Here is a 23,386-nt window from a genome sequence, read left to right as displayed (position 1 = left end):
AAAATGCTTCATTAACAGAAAATGGCAATCAGTCAGGCTTTGTTAAGAAAAATTATCATAAAAATCCGGAAAAATTCGCAAAAAAGCCATAAAAAACTCACAATAAATGCTGAAGGGCTATTGAAATTGTCTGTCAAAGAGTTATGCTAGAAAAGTATAAACAAAAGCACGATGAGAGTTGCATTAAATCTTTAATGAATTCTGAAGGAGAAGATATGGATAATCATCAAGACATTCTATTAGACGTAGAAAATCTCCATACCGGTTATCGCCTGCAAGGCAAGTTCTATGATGCCGTCGACGGCGTTGACTTCACATTGAAGCGCAACGAAGTTCTGGCAATCGTCGGGGAATCCGGCTGCGGCAAGAGCACCATTGCTTCCAGCATTGTTGGCTTGTACGACCGCAAGAACACCCGCGTGACAGGCGACATTAAATATAAGAACCTGAACCTGGTTAGCTTGACGGACGGCTTGTTTGACCAGATTCGCGGCAACGACATTGGCATGATCTTCCAAGACCCAATGTCCAGCTTGAACCCCTTGATGAAGGTCGGTGACCAGGTAGCCGAATCCTTGCTTTACCACACCAAGATGAACAAGGGGCAACGGCGGGCCAGAGTCATCGAACTCTTCAAAGAAGTCGGGATGCCAAAGCCCGAAACGATGTACGACATGTACCCGCACGAGTTGTCAGGCGGTCTGCGGCAAAGAGTCGTGATCGCCATGGCGGTGGCCTGCAAGCCGGAGATCATCATCGCTGACGAGCCAACCACTGCCCTGGACGTAACCATCCAGGCTCAGATCCTGGACTTGCTCAAGGAAATCCAGAAGGAATCTGAATCCGGGATCATCCTGATCACCCACGACTTGGGCGTCGTGGCGGAAACGGCTGATGAAGTCGCCGTCATGTATGCGGGCCAGATCGTGGAAAAGGCCGACGTTAAGACCTTGTTCTCTCATCCGCTTCACCCATATACCAGATCGCTTTTGAACTCCATGCCCCAGTCGGACGCTGACGACGAAGACCTGCACGTCATTCAAGGGACGGTGCCGTCTTTGAAGAACATGCCAAGAGAGGGGGACCGGTTCGCCGCAAGAATTCCTTGGATTCCGGCCAGCGAGCATGAAAAGGTGCCGGTCATGCACGAGGTTGCGCCAAACCACTTCGTCCGCTGCACCTGCTGGAAGAATTTCCACTTCCAAAATGATTGAGAGGGTTTAGAAAAATATGGCAAATGAAATCATTCAAATCAAGGACCTGAAGGTCCACTATCCCGTTCGCTCAGGTTTTTGGAACCGCATCACCGACTACGTGCGGGCCGTCGATGGCATCAGCTTCTCCATCAAGGAAGGCGAAACCTACGGCCTGATCGGGGAATCCGGCTCCGGCAAGTCAACGACTGGCAAGGCCATCGTTGGGGTTGAGAAAGTTACCAGCGGACAAATCATCTACAAGGGCCAGGACATTACCAAGGCTTCAGTCAGACGCAAATTGAACTACAACAAGGACGTGCAGATGATCTTCCAGGACTCCATGTCCAGTCTGAACCCCCGCAAGCGGATTGAAGACATCATCGCTGAACCGATCAGAAACTTCGAAAATCTGACGACTGACCAAGAGCGCGACCGGGTTCAAGAATTGCTCGACATCGTCGGGATGCCCAGCGACGCCATCTACAAGTTCCCGCACGAGTTCTCTGGCGGCCAGCGGCAAAGAATCGGGATTGCCCGGGCCGTGGCCACCAACCCGAAGCTGATCGTGGCTGATGAGCCGACCAGTGCCTTGGACCTGTCCGTTCAGGCCCAGGTCTTGAACTTCATGAAGCACATTCAGCAGCAGTACAACATTGCCTTCTTGTTCATTTCCCACGACTTGGGCGTCATCAAGCACATGTCCAAGAACCTGGCAATCATGCACCGGGGCCGGCTGGTTGAAGTCGGCAGCTTGGAAGAGATCTACAAGAACCCGATGCACATCTACACCAAGCGCTTGCTGGCCGCCATTCCGCAAGTTGACGTTGAAAACCGTGACGCCCACGCAAACGAGCGGCGCAGAATTGAGCGTGAGTTCCAAAAGAACCAAAAAGACTGGTACGACAAGGACGGCCGGGTCTACCCGCTGCAGGAGGTTGCGCCAAACCACCTGGTGGCCTTGCCTAAGGAACAAATCGATGGAGGAGAATAGCATATGTGGAAAACAATTTTGAAGCGCGTGCTGATCATGATTCCGCAATTGATCCTGCTCAGCATGATCGTTTTCATCCTGGCCAAGATGATGCCAGGGGACCCGTTCACGGGCTTGATCAACCCTAACTCAAGCCAGGCCACGATCAATCACTTAAAGCACGTCTATGGCCTGGACGACCCAGTGCCGGTTCAGTACCTTCGCTGGGTGAAGAACCTGCTGCATGGGGATTTTGGACAAAGCTACATTCAGCACGTTTCCGTATCTTCCCTGATTGCGGACCGAGCTCAGAACACCTTCTGGCTGTCGCTTTTGTCAACGCTGCTGCTCTACGGCATTGCCATCCCGATGGGGATCGCGGCCGGCAAGCACGAAGGCGAATGGCAAGACAGAGCGATCTCAATCTTTAACTACGTAACCTACGCCATCCCAGGCTTCGTCTTCTACCTGCTTGGCTTGTGGCTCTTTGGCTTCACTCTTGGCTGGTTCCCAATCAGCGGGACCGTGTCCGCCAACGCTTCAGGCTTCTGGGGCGTCTTCTGGAGCCGGCTGGACCACATGATCCTGCCAGCCATCTTGTACGCGATCATCGCGACGACTGGGACCGTCCAATACCTGCGGACCGGGATCATTGACAACAAGGTTGAAGACTACGTCAAGACGGCCCGGTCAAAGGGCGTTCCGGAAAAAGTGGTCTTTAACAAGCACATTCTCCGCAACTCCTTCCTGCCAATCGCAGCCTTCCTGGGCAACACCATTACCGGCCTGCTTGGCGGGTCAATGATCATTGAAACGGTCTTCTCCTTCCCAGGGATGGGGAAGCTGTTTCTTGACTCAATTGCCCAAAGAGACTATACGACCCTGACGGCCTTGATCATGATTTATGGGACCTTGACCCTGCTGGGCAACTTATTGTCCGACATTATCATGAGTTTGGTCGACCCAAGAATTCGCGTGAAGTAGAGGTGGAATAAATGGCTTTATTTACTATTGGCAAAAAGAAAAAGCAAGACGAAGAGCGAGTTATTCCACCATCAGCCCTGAAAGTGGCCTTTCAGGAAATCTTCCGCAGCAGGACCGCTACGGTTGCCTTCTGCACGATTGTCTTTATTCTCCTCTTTACCTTTGTTGGCTCTTTGTTCTTGAAGAGCAGTCAGGTAACTGAGATGCACATTCTGGAATCCTATGCCGGATGGGGGGAAAATGGCCACATCTTCGGGACTGACAATGGGGGCCGCGACATCTTTAAGCTGTTGATCATGGGCGGGAGAAACTCAATCATGATCGGGCTGATGGTCACGCTTCTTTGTGAAGTCGTCGGCTTGGTCGTTGGTCTGGTTTCCGGCTACTTTGGCGGCGCCATTGACAACATCATCATGCGGATCGTGGACTTTATCCAGATTTTGCCGCAAATGCCAATTTTGATCGTCTTGGTTACCGTCGTGCCAAATTACAACGCGATGACTTTGGTCTTGCTGATCTCCATGTTTGGTTGGACCACTGAAGCCAGATACTACCGGTCATTCGTCCTGTCGCAGCGTGAGCGCGACTATGTCCTGGCTTCAAAGACTTCTGGCTCATCCAATGCCAAGATCATGTTTAGAGAAGTGCTGCCAAACATCGCTTCAATGATCATCATTGACGTCGTATTGAGCGTTTCCGGCAACATTGGGATTGAAACCGGTCTGTCCTTCATTGGCTACGGCTTGCCGCCAAAGACGCCATCATTGGGGACGCTGATCGGCTATGCCAACGACCCAGTCAATATCATCGACCGTCCATGGCTTTGGCTGCCAGCAACGATCATGCTGCTGATCATCTGCTTGAGCATCAACTACGTTGGCCAAGCCCTGCAGAAGGCCGGGGATGCCCGTCAAAGAGAGAACTAGCCTGCTTTTTAACGAAATAAAAATAAAATTAAAATTATCATTGACTTTTAATCGTGAAAGGCTAGAATAAGCAAATGAAGACCAATTTATCTTTTCCTATGAGACTTGGGGAAAAGATAGTTGAGTTTAATATATATCTGGAGGTAGAAAAATTATGAAGAGAAGAGCACTTGGTGCGTTCGGCGTATTTATGGCCGGCGCGATGCTCTTAGCCGGATGTGGCAAGAGCAGCTCGACGAGCAGCAACAGCGGCGCTAAAGACGCTAAGAAATTCCCAGAACAAACGGCAATGACCACGGCCAAGAGTGGTGGCAGCATTACTGTTGCTGAAGAAACTGATACCCCATTTACCGGGATTTTCAACGATGAACTGGCTGATACAGCGCCTGACAGTGATGTAGCCCAATTTGGTGATGAAGCCCTGTTTGGGACTGACGACCAATACAAGATCAACAACTCCGGTTCAGCCACCTTCAAGCTCAACCGCAAGGCCAAGACGGTGACGATCGAAGTGAAGAAGGGCGTCAAGTGGTCTGACGGCAAGCAGGTTACTGCCAAGGACGTTGAATATGCCTATGAAATCATCGCCAACAAGGACAGCCAATCAACCCGCTACACCAGTTCATTGGCGGACATCGTTGGCCTGGCTGCTTACCACTCAGGCAAGGCCAAGACTATTTCCGGGATTGACATGCCAGATGGGGCAAATGGCCGCAAGGTTGTCATCCACTTCAACACGATGAAGCCAGGGATGACCCAATCAGGCAACGGCTTCTTCTGGGAATACGCCGCTCCTTACCACTACTTAAAGGACGTGCCTTTCTCCAAGCTGAAGTCAAGCGACAAGATCCGCAAGAATCCTCTGTACTACGGTCCATTCAAGGTATCTAAGGTGGTTCGTGGCCAATCAGTAACCTGGGTAAGAAACCCATACTACTGGCGTGGCACTCCAAAGCTGAAGAAGATTACTATCTCAGTCGTATCACCAAACACTGCCTCACAATCTATCAAGTCTAAGAAGTTTGACGTCATCAATGTTGTCAACTCCCAATGGAAGGAAGTTAAGGGCACTAAGGGCTACAACTTCGTTGCCAAGGTTCCGCTTAGCTACAGCTACATGGCTTACAAGGTCGGCAAGTGGGACAAGAAGTCCGGCTCAGTCAAGATGAACAAGAACAGCAAGATGGGCAACCGCTACCTCCGTCAAGCCATGGCATATGCAATGAACATTGATGAAGTCGAAAAGCACTACACTCAAGGCCTGTCTTTCAGAGTTAAGACTTTGATTCCAGAACAATTTGGCGACTTTAACAACAGCAAGCTGGCCGGCTTCCCAGAAAACCTCAAGAAGGCTAACGCCCTGCTTGACAAGGCTGGCTACAAGAAGAAGAAGGGTGAAACCTACCGCCGGGATCCAAATGGCAAGAAGCTGACCATTCACCTGGCTGCCATGAGTGGTTCACCAAACCAAGAAGCTATCGTCCAGAACTACATCCAGCAATGGAAGAAGGTCGGCCTGCACGTCACTCTGACCACTGGCCGTCTGATTGAATTCAACTCATGGGTCGACAAGATTGAAAACGATGACCCATCAGTTGACGTCTTCATGGGCGCCTGGTCACTGTCAAGCGAGCCTTCACAAGACGACATGTACGGCGCTAAGGCTCCATTCAACTTCTCACGGTTTGCAACGGCTGAAAACACCAAGCTGCTGAAGGAAATGAACAGCGAAAAGTCCTTCAACCACGCATACCGCGTAAAGAAGTTCCACGAATGGCAAGCATACATGCAAAAGGAAGCCTATGTTGTACCTATGTACAACAGTTACAGCATTACTGCTGTCAACAGCAAGCTGGTCAACTACTCACTTAAGCCTTCACAATCTGGCTTAGTATGGTACAAGACTGGCTTCAAGAAGTAATTAGATCCCAAAAACAAGCAACTCCTTATACACACGATAAAATCAACATTACATTTGCTTTTAGGGTTAAAGCAAGAAAGACGGAAGCATGGCTTCCGTCTTTTTTGCACAAAAAATCCTGCGCCAAGCAGCACAGGATAGGTCATTGCGGATTTTGCAATAAGTAGCTTTTCTTTTAGCTTAACCGGTTTGCTGTCACCGCATCAAGCTGCAATTTTCACCCGAAATCTAGAATACGTTTTACCGGTCTGCCGTGGCAGTTGGCAGGCAGAGAAAATCTTAAACAGAAGCCAGAGTTCTACTTATAGCGGGAGGGCAGGATCGCCGGGTTTCGATAGCGGAATGCATAGTTGTCGGCGTACGCGTAAACTTTGCCCTTTTTTAAGAAGAAAGGCAATCATACCCAGTATTAGCACTTATGTCCTCTCGGTAGCTGCCAAGCCAATTAAGTTTGGCGGCCAGCTTTTTCTTGACAACAGAACGTGTATCCTTTGCCACATCATAGACGTTGAGCTTTTCCCGTTTTTCAGGGAGAATGTCCAGCCACCAATGGATATCATATCGTAGCCATATGTATTCAACCATTCCTTTTCCCTTACTACACGCTAAAAGGACAAAAATGCCACTAAATAAAGTGACATTTTAAAAATTGTGTCGTTGAATTTCCAAAGCAACGATGATTTTCCGAAAGAGGTACACACCAATAGTTAAGCCAAGAAAGTTTGACCAAAATGTACTAAATGACAATTTCTCAAATAAGTATTGGATTGGCAGAATGCAGGCAAAAAAGATTGTCAATGAGATAGCAGCTCGTGCATACTTATTTTTCGGCATTTTCTTTTTTAGCTTATCCATATTTTCTCCCATCTTAATTTAGATAATACCAAATTACACCATATAACACAGCGGCTGCTGATTTTGCTGCCCACTTCGGCATATGATTCTTCACTGTATAATTATATGCCTGTTCGCTGACTTTTCCTGCTACACTACCTAAGAAAAGATCATTCCAAGCTTTTTCGAACTTCTTTAATGTGATTTTTGGATGACAGCTTTTGGCAATTTGCCATAGATTATTTGTGGCAATTTCTTGGTTACAAATTTTTTGCCAAATTTCTTGCCAATTGTACTGCCTACGCTTGCATCAACTTCCTCAGAGTTAGCATCCGCAACAATAAATATTTTGCCAGACATAGTTCACAAAAGTTGCAGATTTGGTAAACTTTTTCATATTTTCATTTCTCACTTTGATACCGATGCAGCCGGCTAACTCAGGAATTCTTTCTCAAAAAGCGCCCGAGCCCGCTGTTTGTCAGGCTCAGACAAAGCCAAGTTTGCCGAGATGTTGTCCAAATATTTATCGGCGCTATACACGGCTAGCAGTTCCTGGGGGTTAATCTTGTCAAAGGTAAAAGTGATCGCGACAATTTCGTTATTCCGTCCCCGTTTGAGCTCATATTTAAGATCTCGGAAAAACGGTGCCAACTGCAAAACAGCCTCGTCTAGCTTTCTTACAACATAAGTATTTCGGTAACATGGCTGAATGCCAAGCAGGCTGCGCAAGTCCGGGAACGACGCTTGGTAAGCCCCTTGGTTGGCCAATTCAACAAACTTGCGAAACAAGGTTTTAGCATTATTTGATTTAATCTTGCTAAAAAGCCAATTATTCCAAGAAATAAAGTCTGGCGTGTACTGGTTAAACAGCGGCAAGTCCCGGTCATTGAGCGTCACGCTTAAATTACCAGACTCAAACTTTGCCTGCCGGAAAACTGGCATTTCCTGCATTACGGCAGCAAGGTTGCCGATCAGCACATCAAACTTTTTATGGTCTTTGCCGCGATAACCCGCTGACTCTTTCAGCTCATTAGCGGTTAAACTGATCCTTTGCCGGCCTTGACCATAGAGCCGCCCAACAATAATCCAAAAAAGATTCTGCTGCGTAGCATTTAGGCCAGTCATCGGCAAATCGTTAAGCTCTTTGGCATAGCAAATATTCTGCTCAACTGGCAGATGCCAGCTAACTGTTTGTTCCATTTGTACCAGTTTGTCAAAATGCTGCTGAGTCAGCTTAAAGCGAACATTATCCAGATACACTCGCTTATTTGGAAGTCGACTTTTCTGAATAATCCGCGTAATATCCTGAATTTGCTCTGCCCTTAAATAGCACTGGTTAAAGCCCTCGCTCACGGTTATTGTGAGCTCACCTAAGGTGCTAACCCTAGCCCCTTTATGCTCTAGGCTAGTTTGGCCGTTAAAATCAAAGTTCTCATGACTATCTCGAGCGATGACGACAACAATATTTTTGACAAGGTTATTAGGAACAGAATATCCTGCACTTTGCAAAGCTTGTTTGACAGCTTCTTTATGGAAGGTAATTTGTTGGTAGATGGCTGGCGAAAGTTTTTTTACATTAAAGTAATTGCCGGTAAAATTGCGCACCTTAACTTCAATGCAGTAAATGCCAGTACTGGTAACGACCAAATTATCAATTTGATTATCAAAGTCCCCATTTCTTTGCCCGTATTGATAAGGCAGAAGAACATCATGAAAAACGATGGTAGTCTGGTTAACTAGCTTCTTTAGTGCTTGATCAACTAGTTGCTCGCCAGCATCCCCAGTGAGCAGATTGTTGGCATTGTTCAACTGATCCTGGGACAAAATCGGGTACGGATCGCTAAGTTCAAGCTGGTTGTAACTATTTAAAATGTTGTTTATCCAATTGATTCCGGGCATGTTAGTCGTGGACAGCTGAACCGGGTAGGTATAACTAGGATTGTAAATCAGCTCACTTTTGCGGGCTGATTCAATAACGGTGTCATTATCGATTTGTTCTTCATTGGTTGTGGTAAACCAATGGTCAAAAATTCTGTTCATGGTAATCCCCCTTCACTTATTATTACAACAAAAAAAGCCAAAATTACCGAAATTAGTGGCTAAAAAATAGGTGATATTTGACAGTTCTCGTTTTTGTAAAGTTTGAAGGTAGGTGGTTGGTGCGGCTGGGGTGGCCGATGCAGCCCCCAAAGTATGTCAACCGATTGCAATTTGGCGTTTTTTCGCCCCCAAGTTGACTCAACCGGTGTGGGATTTGCCATTTTTTGCCCCCAAGTTGACTCAACTGGGCTGGTTTTTGCCGTTTTTCGCCCCCAAGTTGACTCAACTGGGCTGGTTTTTGATATTTTTCGCCCCCAGATTGACTCAACCGATGTGGGATTTGCCGTTTTTTGCCCCCAAGTTGACTCAACCGGGCTGGTTTTTGATGTTTTTCGCCCCCGAGTTGACTCAACCAGATTTGGTTGACATACTTTGGGGACGGTTTTCGACCAAATCCAAACCGGTTGATATACTTTGGGGGCTTTTTTCGACCAAATCCAAACCGGTTGACATACTTTGGGGGCGTTTTTCGACCAAAATCAAACCGGTTGACATACTTCGGGGGCTTTTTTCGACCAAATCCAAACCGGTTGACATACTTTGGGGGCGTTTTTCGACCAAAATCAAACCGGTTGACATACTTCGGGGGCTTTTTTCGACCAAATCCACGCCGGTTGACATACTTTGGGGGCATTTTCGGCCAAAATCCAAACCGGTTGACATACTTTGGGGGCAGCAGCAACGGCGCCCCCCAACTCCACCACGCCAACAAAAAAGGACCCTGTTACCAGGGTCCTTCTATCAAGGCGGCCGAATTGTCCAAAATCAGTACGGCATAGACGGCCGTGACTCCTTCTCGTTCACATCAAGGGTGTGTCAGCATCGACGTTTCCCGCGTCTGGCAGTTAAGCCAGATGCCCTCTATCTCAAAATACGCACCATGCGTTTTTCTCGACTCGTCAGCCAACCTTATAGCCCCTCCGGGCCAAATTGTCAAAAAGCCTACTGCTGCAGCTGCGCGCACCGACGCTTAATCAGCTTGTTCAGCGCCTCCTGAAACAGGGTCGACAGCAAAACATACTAATCTAGTGTTGAACGACTACTCCGTCGAGTAATCATCCAACTAGATTAGTATGTTTTGTTTTGCAATATGATCACAAGCGTTTTGATTATGTTAAAATAATTAATAAAATGGTTAAAAGTTTCAGTAAAGTACAAAATTGCTTATCAAAACGGATTGGAAATGGAAGGATTTAGTGCATGAAGAAAGTAAAAAGGATTGCCTGTCTGGCTTTGATCAGCGCGGCCTTAATCCTTGCCGGCTGCGGGAAGTCGGCCAGCAGGCAGACTAAGACGAATTCCAACAGCGGGGCTGAAGACGCCATGCAGTTCCCAGTCGCGACCAGCTTTGCCCATACCAAGGCTGGCGGTATGATTCATGTGGCGCTTGAAACGGATACTCCTTTTACCGGGATCTTCTCTGAGGAACTGGCGGACTCAAATACTGATGCCAACTTAGCTCAATTTGGATCAGAATCCCTCTTTGACACGGACAACAGCTACAACATCACCAACTCGGGGGCGGCAACTTTTTCCTTGGATCGGTCGGCCAAGACGATCACGATTACCGTCAAGAAGGGGGTCAAGTGGTCAGATGGTGTGCAGGTTACGGCTAAGGACGTGGAATATGCCTATGAAATCATTGCCAATAAGAAATCCGACAGTTCCCACTACACCAGCTCTCTGCAAAACATCGTGGGCTTAAAAGAATACCACGACGGCAAGAGCGCCACGATCTCCGGCATCGAGATGCCAAATGGGCCAAGCGGTCGCAAGGTGGTCATCCATTTCAAAGAAATGCACCCAGGGATGCTGAAGTCCGGCAATGGTTATTTTTGGGAATCAGCCGCCCCTTACCACTACCTTAAAGGGGTGCCGTTTGACCGGTTGGTGACTTGTGCACAGATCAGAAAGAAACCCCTTTACTTTGGCCCTTACCAGGTTGAGGACATCAGTGCCGGCCAGTCAGTCACTTGGGTCAGAAACGAGTACTACTGGCGGGGAAAGCCCCAGCTTAAGAAGATCATTATTTCGATCATCTCGCCAAAGTCGGTGGCCACGGCAATTAAGCGGGGAACTTATGATTTGATCGAAGTGGTCAACTCCCAGTGGAAGCAGGTCCGGAATACGAAGAAGTACAATTTCGTGGCCAATATTCCTTTGGAATACAACTATCTTGGCTTTAAACTGGGCAAGTGGGATCCCAAGACCAGCAGCGTCAAGATGAATAAAAACTCCAAGATGGCCAACAAGTACCTGCGCCGCGCGATTGGCTATGCCATGAACGTCAACCAGATTCAGCGCAAGTACACCAGTGGACTGACCTTCCGGATCAAGACTTTGATTCCGGAGCAGTTCGGCGATTACTATGACAGTACGATTAAGGGCTACTATTATGATCAGAAGAAGGCCAATCAGCTGCTGGACAAGGCCGGCTACAAGTGGAAGAAGGGCGAGACTTACCGGCGCGACCCACAGGGCAAAAAGTTCGTGATTCACTTGGCGGCGATGTCTGGTGATTCTTCAAGAGAGAAAATCATTGCCAATTACATTAAAAAGTGGAAGCAGGTTGGCCTGCATGTCAAGCTGACTTCAGGGCGTCTGCTGGAATTCAACAGTTTCTACAACATGATCTTTGATGATGACCCGCAGGTTGACATGTTCATTGCCGGCTGGACTTTAAACGACGAGCCATCCCAAAACGGCCTCTACGGGGCTGGAACCCAGTACAACTTTGAGCGCTTTGAGACCGCGGAAAACACCAAGCTGCTGCAGCAGATGGATTCACAGGCCGCCTTCAACCTGACCTACCGGATCAAGATTTTCAAGAAGTGGCAGAAGTATATGAATGAGCAGGCCTTTGTAATTCCATTGACCAGCTCCTACCAGATCATGGCCGTCAACAAGCGGCTGGTCAACTTCTCGACCGAACCAGCCCAGCGCAACAACAACCACCCGCTCTGGTACCAGGTTGGCTTTAAGAAGCAAAATTAAGCAGAACTAAAATCTTCGGCCCAGCGGCTGAAGATTTTTTGTTGAATGAGTGTTAGCTGCTGGAGTATTGCATAAAAGGCCACAAATAAGGGGCGCATTTGCTATAATCTTTAGTGTTACGAAAGGATGGGAATGCATGGTCTCAACTAAATTTATTAAAATGCTTGACGAAAAGTACGGCGTGAAGTTTCACGACGCCCGCCTCTTAGAGGAGGCTTTCACGCACTCTTCATATGTGAATGAGAATCCCAAGAAGACCTTGGGCGATTATGAAAAACTTGAATTCTTGGGTGACGCGGTTCTGGAATTTACGGTGTCTGATTACCTTTACCGGCACTATCGGCACTTGAATGAAGGCGAGCTGACCCGGTTGCGGTCAAACATCGTTCGTACCGAAGGCTTCTCAAAGATGGCCCTGGATTGTGGCTTCAAGCCGGAAATCAACCTTGGCGTTGGTGAGGAGAAGGCTGGGGGCCGCGAGCGCAAGGCGCTTTTGGAAGACGTCTTTGAAGCCTTTAACGGCGCCTTGTTCCTGGACCAGGGAATTGAGGCCGTTGAAAGCTTCTTGAAGCAGACGGTCTATCCAGTGATTGATTCTGGCTTTTTTACTCCGTCGCGGGACTTTAAGACCGACTTGCAGGAATACCTGCAGCAAAATGGGAGCGTGGATATTGAATATAAGGTGATCAACGAAAGTCAGTCGCCATCCAGCTTCCGGGTAGAGGTCAGCGTCAATGGCCAGGTACTGGCCAGCGGTGAGGGCCACAACAAGAAGAAGGCGGAGCAGCAGGCTGCCCAGCATGCCTTGGAAAGATTGACTGAGGGAGGCAAATAGTGCCCTTAACTAGTTTGATATTGGACGGCTTCAAGTCTTTTGCCGACAAGACGGAAATCCAGTTTACCAACGGGATCACCGGGATCGTTGGCCCCAACGGGTCAGGCAAGAGCAACATCACCGAAGCCATTCGCTGGGTTATGGGCGAAGGCAGCGCCAAGTCCTTGCGCGGACGGAGCATGAAGGACGTCATCTTCGCGGGGAGCGAATTCAGAAAGCCCCTCAACCGGGCGGAAGTGACCATGGTTTTTGACAACCGCCAGCGCGAACTGGACCTGCCGGCTGACCGGGTGACCATTGCCCGGCGAATCCTGCAGTCTGGCGACAACGAGTACCTGATCAACGGCAAGCAGGTCCGCCTGCGGGACGTGCGGGCCCTGTTCATGGATTCGGGCTTGTCTCAAAACAGCCTGGCCATCATCTCCCAGGGGAGAGTCGACCAGATCCTGAACTCCCAGCCCAAAGAGCGGCGCGGGATCATCGAAGAAGCTGCCGGCGTCCTCCACTTCAAGCAGCAGAAGCAGCAGGCCCAAGCCCAGTTGGAAACGACCAATGACAACCTGATCCGGATCAACGACCTGGTCAAGGAATTGGAGAAGCGGATTGAGCCGCTGCATGAGCAAAGCTCCCTGGCGATGGAATACAAGTTCCAAAAGCAGGGGCTTGACCGCGATTTGAAGACGCTTTTGGCCTTTGAAATCGACAATTTCAACCAAGAGCGGGAAGAAACCATGGCCAAGGCCACGCAAAGCAAGCAGATCCTGGACAAGCTTGACGCTGAAGTCAAGCAGTCTCAGGCCAAGCTGGCCGCCAAGCGGGAAGAGTTTCAAATGGAAAGCCAGCGCCGGGACGGCCTCCAGCAGGAAGTGCTGGAGGTGACCAAGCGCCTGTCGGAGATCAGCACCCATTTGCAGATGGCTCAGCAGTCTCGCCAGTATGACCAGGCCACCAAAAGCGAATATGAGCGGCAGGTCCAAGAGCTTGAGAGCGACCTGGGCCAAGTAGCCAAGGACTTGGAAAGCCTGCAGGCAAATGAAGAAGAATGGCAGGAAAAGGTCGATGCCCTTAAAGAAAAGCGCCGGAAATTGGCCAGTCAGCTGCGGGAGAATCCCGACCAGCTGAACCAAGAGCTTGATGCCCTCAGGTCCAGCTATATCCAGACCCTGCAAGATCAAACCAGCGCCAACAACCAGGTGGTCTACCTGAAGGGCGAGCTCAAGCGGGCCAAGGAAAGCCAAGACCTGCGCGCGGTCGACGTGTCGGACCAGCTGGATAAGAGCAGGCTGGCGCTGGAAAGCTTGCGCGAGCAAGGGAAAAAGCTGAGCCAGAAGCGGACCGAGAAAGAAGCAAAGGTTAAAGCTGATGCTGATGAGCTGGGAAAATTGGCCGTTGAGAAGCAGGAAATTGACCAAAGACTGGCTTTGAGCCTGCGTTCCCTGCAAAAGACCACTGCCCGCCGGGATGCCCTCAGCAACATTCAAAAGCGTCACGAGGGATATTATGCTGGCGTCAGGGCAATCTTGAATCAGCAAGACCAGTATCCTGGCATTATTGGGGCCGTCGGGGAGCTATTGACCTTCTCCAGCGACCTGGAAGCCGCAATGACGACGGCTTTGGGTAGCGGGGTGCAAGATTTAGTGGCTACGAGCAAGCTGGCTGCCCGCGATGCCATACAGCTCCTGAAGCAAAAGCGGGCCGGGCGAGCGACCTTCCTGCCTTTGGATGGGCTGCGCATTCATGCCATTCCGGCCTCAACCCGCAAGTCTCTGGAAAACCTGCCAGGCTTTCAAGGCGTAGCCAGCGATCTGGTTGACTATCGAGGCGACCAGGACTTGACGGCAGCCATTGAATATCTGCTTGGCAACATTATTATCGTTGATGCCATGGATACTGCTTTGAAGGTCTCGCGGACGATCGGGCGCTACCGCGTGGTGACGCTTGACGGGGACGTGATCAGTCCTGGCGGGGCCATGACTGGGGGGATGCGCAACCAGCGCAGCAACTCGCCTTTGCAGATCACCGCGGAAATCAGCAAGCTGACTGAAGACATCCAGGTCCTGGCCCAGCAGGTGGACCGGGATCAAGACCAGGCCAGCCAACTGGAGGAGAAGATCAAGAAGCTTGATCAAGATGCCCAGCAGGCAAAGAATGACCTGCAGGAGGTTAACCAAGAGCTCAATTCAGCCGTCTTGACCTTCAAGAACCAGGAAAAGGAGGTCAGCCGTCTGGAAAGTGCCAGCCGACTTTACCAGCAGCAGCTGGCGGAAAAGCAGCACCGGATTGCAGAATTAGAAGAGCAGCTGGCCAAGGAGAAGGACCAGCAAGCCAAGCTGGCTGCCCAGGCTAAAGACCAGCAGACTAAGCTGGATGACCTGCAGGCTAAAATTCAGAACTATACGGAAATGAATGCCGACGTGCAAAAGCAGCTGGCCGACCTGGATCCGGAATTGGCCGTTTTGCTAACCAAGCTGGAAAACCTGCAAAGCCAGCTCAGAGAGCGGCAGAAGCACCAAAAGAGCAGTCAGGAGCAGCTGACAAGGCTAAGGGAAAAGCTGGCTTCCTTGTCCGATGCCACAGCTGTTTCCGAAAGCAAGAAGCAAGAGCTCAAGCTTGAAAGCCAGCAATTAGAAGGAAAACGGGCCGAAAAGCAGCAGGACTTGGATAAGGCCAGTCAGTTATTAGGTCAGCTGAACGCCCAGATCAACCAATTGGAAGCGGTGGCGACCAGAAACTATGACTTGCGAAAAGACGCGGCCAGTGAACAGGAAGAATATTCAGTCAGGCTGGCCACGATCAAGAGTCAGATCAGCCACCGCCTGGATACCCTGCGCGGCGACTACGGCTTGACCTATGAAGCGGCCCGCGCCCAAGCCCAGGTGAAGAATACGCCGGATAACCTGGCGGCTCTTTCCAAGAGCGTCAAGCTCCACCAGATGTCGCTGGATGACATCGGTCCGGTCAACCTGGGGGCAATTGACGAATACGCGGAGGTCAAGCAGCGCTATGACTTCTTGAATGGCCAGCAGGATGACCTGCTCAAGGCCCGGGAAAACCTCCAGCAGTCCATGGATGAGCTGGATGGGGAAGTCAAGGACCGTTTTGCCAAGACATTTAATGAGATTGCAGCCAGTTTCGCCAAGCTCTTCCCGGTAGTCTTTGGGGGCGGGCATGCCAAGCTGCAACTGACTGATCCAGATGATCTGCTGGAAAGCGGGGTTGAAATCATTGCCCAGCCGCCCGGCAAGAAGCTGCAGCGGCTGAGCCTACTGTCTGGGGGGGAGCGGTCGCTGACTGCCATCACCCTTTTGTTTGCCATGCTGGAAGTCAATCCAGTGCCATTCTGCGTGCTGGACGAAGTCGAAGCAGCCCTGGATGACGCCAACGTGCTTCGCTTCGCGCGCTTTTTGCGGCAATACGACATGCACACCCAGTTCATCGTGATTACCCACCGGCGCGGGACCATGGAAAAGGCCGACCAGCTGTATGGGGTCGTGATGCAGGAGTCAGGGGTCTCACAAGTTCTGTCGGTCTCCCTGAAAGATTTAAAAGATGACGAGGTATAACATTGGGATTATTTGATCGAATCAAGAAGAGCCTTTTTGGCAGCAAGGAAGCTGAAAAGGAAGAAGAAAAAGCCAGCCAGCCAGAAGCCGAAAACCAGGAAACCGCCGGTCAAGAAGCTGCTGAGCCAGAAAGTGCTGGCCAAGAAGCAGCAGAAGAACCAGCAGCTGCCGCTTCAGAAAGCGCAACCGAGCCAGAAGCAGCTGACCAAGAAGCAGCTACTCCAGAAACAGCCACTCCAGAAGCGGTCGAGTCAGCAGCCGCGGCTCCAGCAGCAACTGACCAAGCGGAGCCTGCTGCCGAACCAGCACCTGAGGCAGAAACGGAAGCGGCAAGCACTGAAGCCAAGCGGACTGAGCTCTACGAGCAGGGCCTGTCCAAGTCAAACAAGGGCTTTGGGGCCCGCTTGAATGCCTTTTTGGCCAAATTCAGAACGGTTGACGAAGACTTCTTTGACGAACTGGAAGAGCTGCTGATCGAATCAGACGTTGGCTATGAAACCAGCGAGGACCTGACCGACCAGCTGCGCGAAGAGGCCAAGCTGCAAAAGGCCAAGAGCCGCGAAGACCTGAAGAAGGTCATCGTGCAGAAGCTGGTGGAAGTCTACGATGACAATGGCGACCCGGAAAATGAAAAGCTGACTTATGACCCAAGCGCCAAGCCGAACGTCTACCTCTTCGTCGGCGTCAACGGGGCGGGCAAGACCACGACTGTGGGCAAGCTGGCCAAGCGCTTCCATGACCAAGGCAAGAAAGTGATCATGGTTGCCGCCGATACCTTCAGAGCCGGGGCCGTTGAGCAGCTGGTTGAATGGGGCAAGCGGGTTGACGTGCCAGTCGTGACTGGTCCGGAAAAGGCTGACCCGGCTGCCGTCGTTTACGACGGCTTGGAGCGGGCCATCAAAGAAGAGGCCGACTACCTCTTAGTTGACACCGCGGGGCGGCTGCAAAACAAGGTCAACCTGATGAAGGAATTGGAAAAGATCCAGCGGACCATCAAGAAGCGCCTGCCTGAACAGCCGGCCGAAACGCTCCTGGTTTTGGACGGATCTACGGGGCAAAATGCCCTCCTGCAGGCCAAGGACTTTGACAAGACCACCAAGCTGACCGGCCTGGTTTTGACCAAGCTGGACGGATCGTCAAAGGGCGGGGTGGTTTTGTCCATCCGCCACGAGATGAAGCTGCCAGTCAAGCTGGTGGGTCTGGGCGAAAAGGCGGAAGACTTGGCTGACTTCGATGCTGCCAGCTACGCGGTTGGCCTCTTCCATGACCTCCTGTAGCCAGTTAAGCCAATAATGATTGTTAGCAAAAATGATTTGAGGTAAAAGATGCGAATGATTGAAAATGATGGCCATGCCAGCAAGCATGACGCATGTACGACGATCCTGGTCGGCAAGAAGGCCGCCATGGACGGGAACAACCTGATTGCCAGAAATGACGACACCTTCTCGCCAATCTGCCAGCAGAAGTTCGTGGTCAACCCGGCCGTGCACGGGGAAAAGGGCCGCCATATCAAGTCCTGGCTGAACAAGTTTGAGATGGATCTGCCAGAGAATGCCTACCGCTACCCAGCCGTTCCGAACGTCAACTACAAGAAGGAAGGCTACTACGAGGAAAGCGGGATCAACGAGAAGAACGTGGCCATGTCCGCGACCGAATCAACCTATGGCAATGAGCGGACCCTGGCCTTTGACCCTTTGGTCAAGGACGGCCTGGATGAAGACTGCATCGTCAACGTCGTCTTGCCATACATCGATTCAGCCAAAGGTGGCGTGCAGTACCTGGGCCAATTGATCGCCAAGTACGGGTCTCCTGCCGGCAACTCAGTCCTTTTTTCAGATAAGGACGATATTTGGTACATGGAGATCGTGACCGGTCACCACTGGGTTGCCCAAAGAATTCCGGATGACTGCTACGCCGTAGCGCCCAACCGGGTTTCCATTGAGCAGGTCGACTTCAGCAAGCCTAATGAATTCATGTGGAGCGAGGGCATCCAGGAATTCGTGGCAGAGCACCACCTGAATCCTGACCCAGAAGGCTGGAACTTCCGGCACATTTTTGGCACCTTCACTGAGCAGGACCGCCACTACAATACCCCACGTGCCTGGTATGCCCAAAAATACTTCAACCCCGCAATCGACCAGGACCCGGAAGACCCTGACCTGCCATTTATCCGTAAGGCGGAAAAGAAGATCAGCAAGGAAGACATCGAATTCGTTCTGGGCTCGCACTACCAAGATACGGTTTATGACCCATTTGGCACCCGGGGAACTGAAGAAGAGCACCACCGCTACCGGCCAATTGGCCTGAACCGGACCCAAAATGCCCACATTTTGGAAGTCAGAAGCGACGTGCCGAGCGACCTGGCCGGAATCATGTGGCTTTGCATCGGCGGGCCGACCTTTACCCCATTCGTGCCGTTCTTTACCAATATGAGCGACACTGACCCGTCATATAACGACACCAGCATGGATTACAACCTGAAAGATGCCTGGTGGTTCTACAAGTCCTTCGCTGCCTTGGTTGAGAGTCATTACTCCCACTTCGTCCAAGAAGACGCGGTCTACCTGCAGGAGCTGAACCGCTATTACCGCGGCCGGGTGGAAGAAGTCATTGACCAGGCTAAGGGCAAGAGCGGGGAGGAATTGACCGCCTTCTTGACCAAGGCCAACCAGGAGACCGTGGCCCATACCAGACAGGAAACTGAAAAGCTGTGGGGCCAGCTCTTCTCAGAAGCCATGCGGATGTCTAAGCTGACTTTCAACATGGACAAGAATCTCTAGGCTAGATAAGCAAACGAGTCTGAAAAAACTCTAACGAATAAAAAAGGCTTCTAGAAGTTAAAAAAAACTTCTGGAAGCCTTTTTATGTACCCAAACTCGTTTTGTCGGGGGGCTTGAATCTTGCTCGTCTTTCTTTATGCTTTGAGCAGAGTTTGCTATACTTAAAAAAGGTGAAAAATTATGGATGAACTGAACAAAACTGAAGCCTTGGGTGATTTGTACGCGATGTATGGCTCACTGCTCACGCAAGGACAACAAGATTATTTCGAAGACTACTATTATGACGACTTGTCTTTGGGTGAGATCGCGGACAACCACCGGGTTTCAAGACAGGCTGTCTATGACAACCTGAAGCGGTCATCCAAGGCGCTGCAGAAGTACGAGGACAAGCTCGGCCTTCTGGCCACTTTCAATGAGCTTGAAGGGGGCCTGGTCATGGCCCGGGCTGACCTGAAGGCAGGCAAGCAGGAGCAGGCCCTTGAAGAGCTCGCCCGCCTGCTGCAATTGATTAGAGGAGAATAAGGACAAGAAAATATGGCTTTTGAAAATTTGAGTGAACGCCTGCAGAAGGCGCTGCGCAATTTAACGGGCAAGGGGAAGATTTCTGAAGAAGACATCAATGCCGCTTCCCGGGAAATCCGGCTGGCCCTTTTGGAAGCGGACGTCAACTTTAAGGTCGTCAAGGACTTCATCAAGACGATCAAGAAGCGCGCCCTGGGGGCAGAAGTCCAGGAATCTTTGACTCCTGGCCAGCAAGTCATCAAGATCGTTGACGAAGAGCTGACCAAGATGATGGGGGAGACCGCGGTTCCTTTAAACAAGGCCCCGCACGTGCCAACCATCATCATGATGGTCGGCTTGCAAGGTACCGGTAAGACCACCACGGTCGGCAAGCTGGCCAACCGCTTGATGAAGACGGAGAATGCCCGTCCCTTCCTGATCGCGGGCGACGTCTACCGGCCAGCGGCCATCGATCAGCTGAAGCAGATCGGCGACCAGCTGAAGGTGCCAGTCTACACGGAGCCGGGCGAAAAGAACGTGCCAAAAATCGTTGAAGACGGGCTGGCTGAAGCCAAGAAGCACCACAATGACTACGTCATCATCGACACGGCCGGGCGGCTGGAAATCGATGAACCATTAATGAAGGAACTGGAAGAAGTCAAGGCCGTGGCCCACCCAGACAACATTCTCCTGGTAGTCGACGCCATGACTGGCCAGGCAGCGACTGGCGTGGCCAAGGGCTTTGACGACCGCCTGGACGTGACCGGCGTGATCTTGACCAAGCTGGACGGCGATACTCGCGGCGGGGCAGCCCTGTCCATCAGAGCCGTGACTGGCAAGCCGATCCTTTTTACCGGTCAAGGGGAAAAGCTGACCGACCTGGACGTCTTCCACCCAGACCGGATGGCGTCAAGAATCCTGGGCATGGGGGACATGCTGAGCTTGATTGAAAAGGCCCAGCAGGACTACGATGCCAAGGAGGCCGAAAAGGTTGCCGAAAAGATGCGGGCCAACACCTTCGACTTCAATGACTTTATCGACCAATTGGAGCAGGTGCAGAAGATGGGACCGCTGGATGAGATCATGAAGATGATCCCAGGCTTTGCCAACAATCCGCAGCTGAAGAACTTCTCAATTGACGAAAAGCAGATTGCCCACACCAAGGCCATCGTCTACTCAATGACCCCTGAAGAGCGGGAAAACGAAAATCTGCTCAATCCGAGCCGCCGGCGCAGAATCGCTGCCGGGTCCGGGGTGCCGATCGTTGAAGTCAACCGGATGATCAAGGAATTCAAGACCGCCAAGGAAATGATGTCCAAGGTCACTAAGGGCAACTTCAAGGACCTGCAGAATCTGCCGGGGATGAACACGCCAATGGCCAAGATGGCCATGCGGAGAATGGGCAAGAACTTCAAGAAGAACAAGGCCAAGCGCATGAAGAAGATCAAGCGCTTCCACTCATAAAAAGGACTTTTTTCGCGAAAAAATGAGTCTGTTAAGTAAAAATACTTTACAGACTCATTTTCAGGTGCTATAGTTAAACTATTGAAATTTAGGAGGACAATTTAATGTCAGTTAAGATTCGTATGCGCCGCATGGGTGCCAAGAGAAAGCCATTTTACCGTATCGTTGTAGCAGATTCACGTGCACCACGTGACGGCCGCTTTATTGAAGAAGTTGGCTACTACAACCCAGTTTCACAACCAAAGGAATTGAAGCTTGATGAAGACAAGATCTTCGAATGGCTGAAGAAGGGTGCACAACCTTCAGACACTGTTCGTTCACTTCTTTCAGGCGCAGGCCTGATGGCTAAGTTGCACGACGAAAAGTACAACAAGTAATTGTAAAAAAGTTTGGGGCGCTGGCTTCAAGCTTTTTTTGTTAGGGAGAATTCAATGAACTACTACAACGTTGGCAAAATTGTTGGCACCCATGGCCTGAAGGGCGAGGTCAAGGTCGTGGCCGTTACCGACTTCCCGGAAGACCGCTTCCGTCCAGGGTCCCGCCTGTATGTCGGATCTGAACGCCGCGAGGTGACGGTCCAAAGCGGGCGGCCCTTCAAGCAGTTCTGGCTGGTCGTTTTTGATCAGGTGAGCGACATTGACCAGGCAGAGCAGCTGAAAGGCCAGGAAATCGTGATCGCGGAAGCAGACCAAGGGGAATTGCCGGACGGGGTCTACTACTACAAGGACCTGCTGGGCCTGGAAGTCGTTGACGATGAGACCGGGGAGAAGATCGGCAAGCTGACCGACATCCAAGCCCCAGGCGCCAACGATATCTGGGAAGTTACCGACCTTGAAGGCAAAAGCTTCTGGATTCCCTACATCGATGACGTCGTCAAGCAGGTCGACTTGGCCAGCGGCCAGGTCAGAGTCGTATTGATGGAGGGATTGCGCTGATGCTGAACGTTAATGTGCTGACTTTGTTCCCAGACATGTTCACCCCCTTGCAGGTTTCGCTTTTGGGCCGGGGGCAGGAAGACGGCAAGTGGAAGCTGAATCTGGTCAACTTCCGCGACTTCTCAGAGCGGCCGCACAAGTCCGTTGACGACACCCCATATGGCGGCGGGGCCGGGATGGTCCTGCAGATCATGCCGATCAAGGCAGCTCTGGAATCGCTGGAAAACAAGGGCAAGGTGATCATCACTGCTCCGCAAGGGCGGACCTTCAATGAGCAGATGGCCCAGGATTGGTCAAAAGAAGAGAACCTGACTTTTATCTGCGGGCACTTTGAGGGCTTTGACCACCGGATCTACGGTCTGGCTGACGAGATCGTCTCAATTGGCGACTACGTCCTGACGGGCGGGGAATTGCCAACCATGAGCATGATTGACGCCACGGTCCGCCTGCTGCCAGGCATCCTGGGCAATGCCATGTCGCCGGTGGAAGAGTCCTTTTCCGACGGGCTCTTGGAATATCCGCAGTACACCCGCCCCGCTGACTTTGAAGGGCAAAAGGTGCCAGACATCCTTTTGTCCGGCAACCATGGCAAGATTGACGAATGGCGCCACTACCAGGCCTTAAAGACGACCTTCCTCAAGCGCCCGGACCTGTTGAAAGGCCGGGAGCTGACCAAAGAAGAGCAGCAGATGCTGCTTGACATTAAGGCTGAAAGCGAGCAAGAACAATAGAAAAGGTGATTTGATGACTTTTCCTTGGATACGGTTGAAGAGGCCATTTTGAAGCTGGCCCAAGGCATCTTGTTCGCTGAACCCGTTTCTAGCAGCAGCCTGAGAAAGGAAGATTTGCTGCAGATTTTGGACTGAAGAAGCTTGCTTTGCCAGGACAAAGATGGTAAGCTAATAAGCGTGGCATTTTGCCAATCATCAAGATTAGGGGTGTTCCGCTGGCCACGAGGTGGCGAATGAATGCCGTAGAAGGAGAAACAATAATGGATCCATTAATTAAAGAATTGACTGCAGAACAAATTCGTGACGACATGCCTGAATTCCGCGCCGGTGACACGGTTCGCGTTCACGTCCGCGTTGTTGAAGGTACTCACGAACGTATTCAGATCTTCGAAGGCGTCGTAATCAAGAAGAAGGGCACTGGCATCGGTGCTACCTACACTGTTCGTAAGATCGCTTCCGGCGTTGGCGTTGAACGGACCTTCCCAGTTAACACTCCACGTGTTGCCAAGGTTGAAGTTACCCGTCACGGCCGCGTACGTCGTGCAAAGCTGTACTACCTGCGCGCTCGTTCAGGCAAGGCTGCTCGTATCGCAGAACGTCGTCGTTAATTCTAAGATTGACGCTAAAAAGTCATCCCATTGGGATGGCTTTT

General features: G+C 50.9%; 19 protein-coding genes. 17 read left to right on the top strand and 2 right to left on the bottom strand.

All coding sequences use genetic code 11. From position 1 onward, the window contains the following. The first annotated feature begins 215 nt into the window (after positions 1 to 215). From FYJ62_RS02005 to FYJ62_RS01985, 5 genes are all read left to right on the top strand, one after another. The gene (locus FYJ62_RS02005; protein WP_154547234.1) at positions 216 to 1,214 is read left to right on the top strand and encodes an ABC transporter ATP-binding protein; all 999 of its coding nucleotides are present in this window, start codon (positions 216 to 218) and stop codon (positions 1,212 to 1,214) included. A gap of 16 nt (positions 1,215 to 1,230) precedes the next feature. Next, positions 1,231 to 2,187, top strand: a complete 957-nt coding sequence (locus FYJ62_RS02000; RefSeq protein WP_154547232.1) for an ATP-binding cassette domain-containing protein — start codon at positions 1,231 to 1,233, stop codon at positions 2,185 to 2,187. A gap of 3 nt (positions 2,188 to 2,190) precedes the next feature. Next, positions 2,191 to 3,150 carry an oligopeptide ABC transporter permease gene (gene opp4B / locus FYJ62_RS01995; protein ID WP_154547230.1) on the top strand — a complete coding sequence of 320 codons (960 nt, stop codon included), beginning with the start codon at positions 2,191 to 2,193 and terminating at the stop codon, positions 3,148 to 3,150. Positions 3,151 to 3,161: 11 nt separating this feature from the next. Beyond that, positions 3,162 to 4,076 carry an ABC transporter permease gene (locus FYJ62_RS01990; protein ID WP_154547228.1) on the top strand — a complete coding sequence of 305 codons (915 nt, stop codon included), beginning with the start codon at positions 3,162 to 3,164 and terminating at the stop codon, positions 4,074 to 4,076. Between the two features lie 154 nt (positions 4,077 to 4,230). Further along, the gene (locus tag FYJ62_RS01985; RefSeq protein ID WP_154547226.1) at positions 4,231 to 5,997 is read left to right on the top strand and encodes an oligopeptide ABC transporter substrate-binding protein; all 1,767 of its coding nucleotides are present in this window, start codon (positions 4,231 to 4,233) and stop codon (positions 5,995 to 5,997) included. 381 nt (positions 5,998 to 6,378) lie between these two features. On the opposite strand, the gene FYJ62_RS01980 is transcribed toward FYJ62_RS01985, so the two are convergent. Then, a complete protein-coding gene (locus FYJ62_RS01980; protein ID WP_154547224.1) occupies positions 6,379 to 6,582 on the bottom strand; it encodes a hypothetical protein in 204 nt (67 codons plus the stop codon). A 681-nt stretch (positions 6,583 to 7,263) separates the two neighbouring features. Then, positions 7,264 to 8,871 (bottom strand): NERD domain-containing protein, encoded by a 1,608-nt coding sequence (locus FYJ62_RS01970; RefSeq protein WP_154547220.1) that lies wholly within the window; start codon positions 8,869 to 8,871, stop codon positions 7,264 to 7,266. Between the two features lie 130 nt (positions 8,872 to 9,001). On the opposite strand from FYJ62_RS01970, the gene FYJ62_RS01965 reads away from it, so the two are divergent. From FYJ62_RS01965 to rplS, 12 genes are all read left to right on the top strand, one after another. Beyond that, a complete protein-coding gene (locus FYJ62_RS01965; RefSeq protein ID WP_154547218.1) occupies positions 9,002 to 9,928 on the top strand; it encodes a hypothetical protein in 927 nt (308 codons plus the stop codon). Positions 9,929 to 10,131: 203 nt separating this feature from the next. Next, on the top strand, positions 10,132 to 11,925 hold the full coding sequence (locus FYJ62_RS01960; RefSeq protein WP_154547216.1) for an oligopeptide ABC transporter substrate-binding protein: 1,794 nt from the start codon (positions 10,132 to 10,134) through the stop codon (positions 11,923 to 11,925). Positions 11,926 to 12,061: 136 nt separating this feature from the next. After that, the gene (rnc, locus tag FYJ62_RS01955) at positions 12,062 to 12,760 is read left to right on the top strand and encodes a ribonuclease III (protein ID WP_154547214.1); all 699 of its coding nucleotides are present in this window, start codon (positions 12,062 to 12,064) and stop codon (positions 12,758 to 12,760) included. Continuing rightward, positions 12,760 to 16,323, top strand: coding sequence for a chromosome segregation protein SMC (gene smc / locus FYJ62_RS01950; protein ID WP_326831973.1), 3,564 nt, complete (start codon positions 12,760 to 12,762; stop codon positions 16,321 to 16,323). Before rnc ends, smc begins: the two co-directional genes overlap by 1 nt. 2 nt (positions 16,324 to 16,325) lie before the next feature. Beyond that, complete coding sequence (ftsY, locus tag FYJ62_RS01945) at positions 16,326 to 17,600, top strand: signal recognition particle-docking protein FtsY (protein ID WP_154547212.1); 1,275 nt, start codon at positions 16,326 to 16,328, stop codon at positions 17,598 to 17,600. Positions 17,601 to 17,654: 54 nt separating this feature from the next. Continuing rightward, positions 17,655 to 19,103 (top strand): C69 family dipeptidase, encoded by a 1,449-nt coding sequence (locus FYJ62_RS01940; RefSeq protein ID WP_154547274.1) that lies wholly within the window; start codon positions 17,655 to 17,657, stop codon positions 19,101 to 19,103. A gap of 180 nt (positions 19,104 to 19,283) precedes the next feature. After that, on the top strand, positions 19,284 to 19,625 hold the full coding sequence (ylxM, locus tag FYJ62_RS01935) for a YlxM family DNA-binding protein (RefSeq protein WP_154547210.1): 342 nt from the start codon (positions 19,284 to 19,286) through the stop codon (positions 19,623 to 19,625). A 12-nt stretch (positions 19,626 to 19,637) separates the two neighbouring features. Further along, positions 19,638 to 21,068, top strand: coding sequence for a signal recognition particle protein (gene ffh / locus FYJ62_RS01930; protein WP_154547208.1), 1,431 nt, complete (start codon positions 19,638 to 19,640; stop codon positions 21,066 to 21,068). 104 nt (positions 21,069 to 21,172) lie between these two features. Further along, positions 21,173 to 21,445, top strand: coding sequence for a 30S ribosomal protein S16 (gene rpsP, locus FYJ62_RS01925; RefSeq protein ID WP_002879737.1), 273 nt, complete (start codon positions 21,173 to 21,175; stop codon positions 21,443 to 21,445). Between the two features lie 54 nt (positions 21,446 to 21,499). Then, a complete protein-coding gene (gene rimM / locus FYJ62_RS01920; RefSeq protein ID WP_154547206.1) occupies positions 21,500 to 22,003 on the top strand; it encodes a ribosome maturation factor RimM in 504 nt (167 codons plus the stop codon). A gap of 2 nt (positions 22,004 to 22,005) precedes the next feature. After that, positions 22,006 to 22,734, top strand: coding sequence for a tRNA (guanosine(37)-N1)-methyltransferase TrmD (trmD, locus tag FYJ62_RS01915; RefSeq protein WP_154547272.1), 729 nt, complete (start codon positions 22,006 to 22,008; stop codon positions 22,732 to 22,734). A 260-nt stretch (positions 22,735 to 22,994) separates the two neighbouring features. Further along, positions 22,995 to 23,342, top strand: a complete 348-nt coding sequence (rplS, locus tag FYJ62_RS01910) for a 50S ribosomal protein L19 (protein ID WP_154547204.1) — start codon at positions 22,995 to 22,997, stop codon at positions 23,340 to 23,342. Positions 23,343 to 23,386: the final 44 nt, after the last annotated feature.

This window comes from Lactobacillus porci (assembly GCF_009695985.1).
Classification (GTDB): Bacteria; Bacillota; Bacilli; order Lactobacillales; family Lactobacillaceae; genus Lactobacillus; species Lactobacillus absianus.
Note: the sequence above shows the minus strand (reverse complement) of the source record. Positions and strands in the feature narration are given on the sequence as shown.

Coding starts and splice junctions, on each gene's coding strand:
- FYJ62_RS02005 (WP_154547234.1), top strand. CDS start 216: ATGGATAATCATCAAGACATTCTATTAGACGTAGAAAATCTCCATACC.
- FYJ62_RS02000 (WP_154547232.1), top strand. CDS start 1,231: ATGGCAAATGAAATCATTCAAATCAAGGACCTGAAGGTCCACTATCCC.
- opp4B (WP_154547230.1), top strand. CDS start 2,191: ATGTGGAAAACAATTTTGAAGCGCGTGCTGATCATGATTCCGCAATTG.
- FYJ62_RS01990 (WP_154547228.1), top strand. CDS start 3,162: ATGGCTTTATTTACTATTGGCAAAAAGAAAAAGCAAGACGAAGAGCGA.
- FYJ62_RS01985 (WP_154547226.1), top strand. CDS start 4,231: ATGAAGAGAAGAGCACTTGGTGCGTTCGGCGTATTTATGGCCGGCGCG.
- FYJ62_RS01980 (WP_154547224.1), bottom strand. CDS start 6,582: ATGGTTGAATACATATGGCTACGATATGATATCCATTGGTGGCTGGAC.
- FYJ62_RS01970 (WP_154547220.1), bottom strand. CDS start 8,871: ATGAACAGAATTTTTGACCATTGGTTTACCACAACCAATGAAGAACAA.
- FYJ62_RS01960 (WP_154547216.1), top strand. CDS start 10,132: ATGAAGAAAGTAAAAAGGATTGCCTGTCTGGCTTTGATCAGCGCGGCC.
- rnc (WP_154547214.1), top strand. CDS start 12,062: ATGGTCTCAACTAAATTTATTAAAATGCTTGACGAAAAGTACGGCGTG.
- FYJ62_RS01940 (WP_154547274.1), top strand. CDS start 17,655: ATGATTGAAAATGATGGCCATGCCAGCAAGCATGACGCATGTACGACG.
- ylxM (WP_154547210.1), top strand. CDS start 19,284: ATGGATGAACTGAACAAAACTGAAGCCTTGGGTGATTTGTACGCGATG.
- ffh (WP_154547208.1), top strand. CDS start 19,638: ATGGCTTTTGAAAATTTGAGTGAACGCCTGCAGAAGGCGCTGCGCAAT.
- rpsP (WP_002879737.1), top strand. CDS start 21,173: ATGTCAGTTAAGATTCGTATGCGCCGCATGGGTGCCAAGAGAAAGCCA.
- rimM (WP_154547206.1), top strand. CDS start 21,500: ATGAACTACTACAACGTTGGCAAAATTGTTGGCACCCATGGCCTGAAG.
- rplS (WP_154547204.1), top strand. CDS start 22,995: ATGGATCCATTAATTAAAGAATTGACTGCAGAACAAATTCGTGACGAC.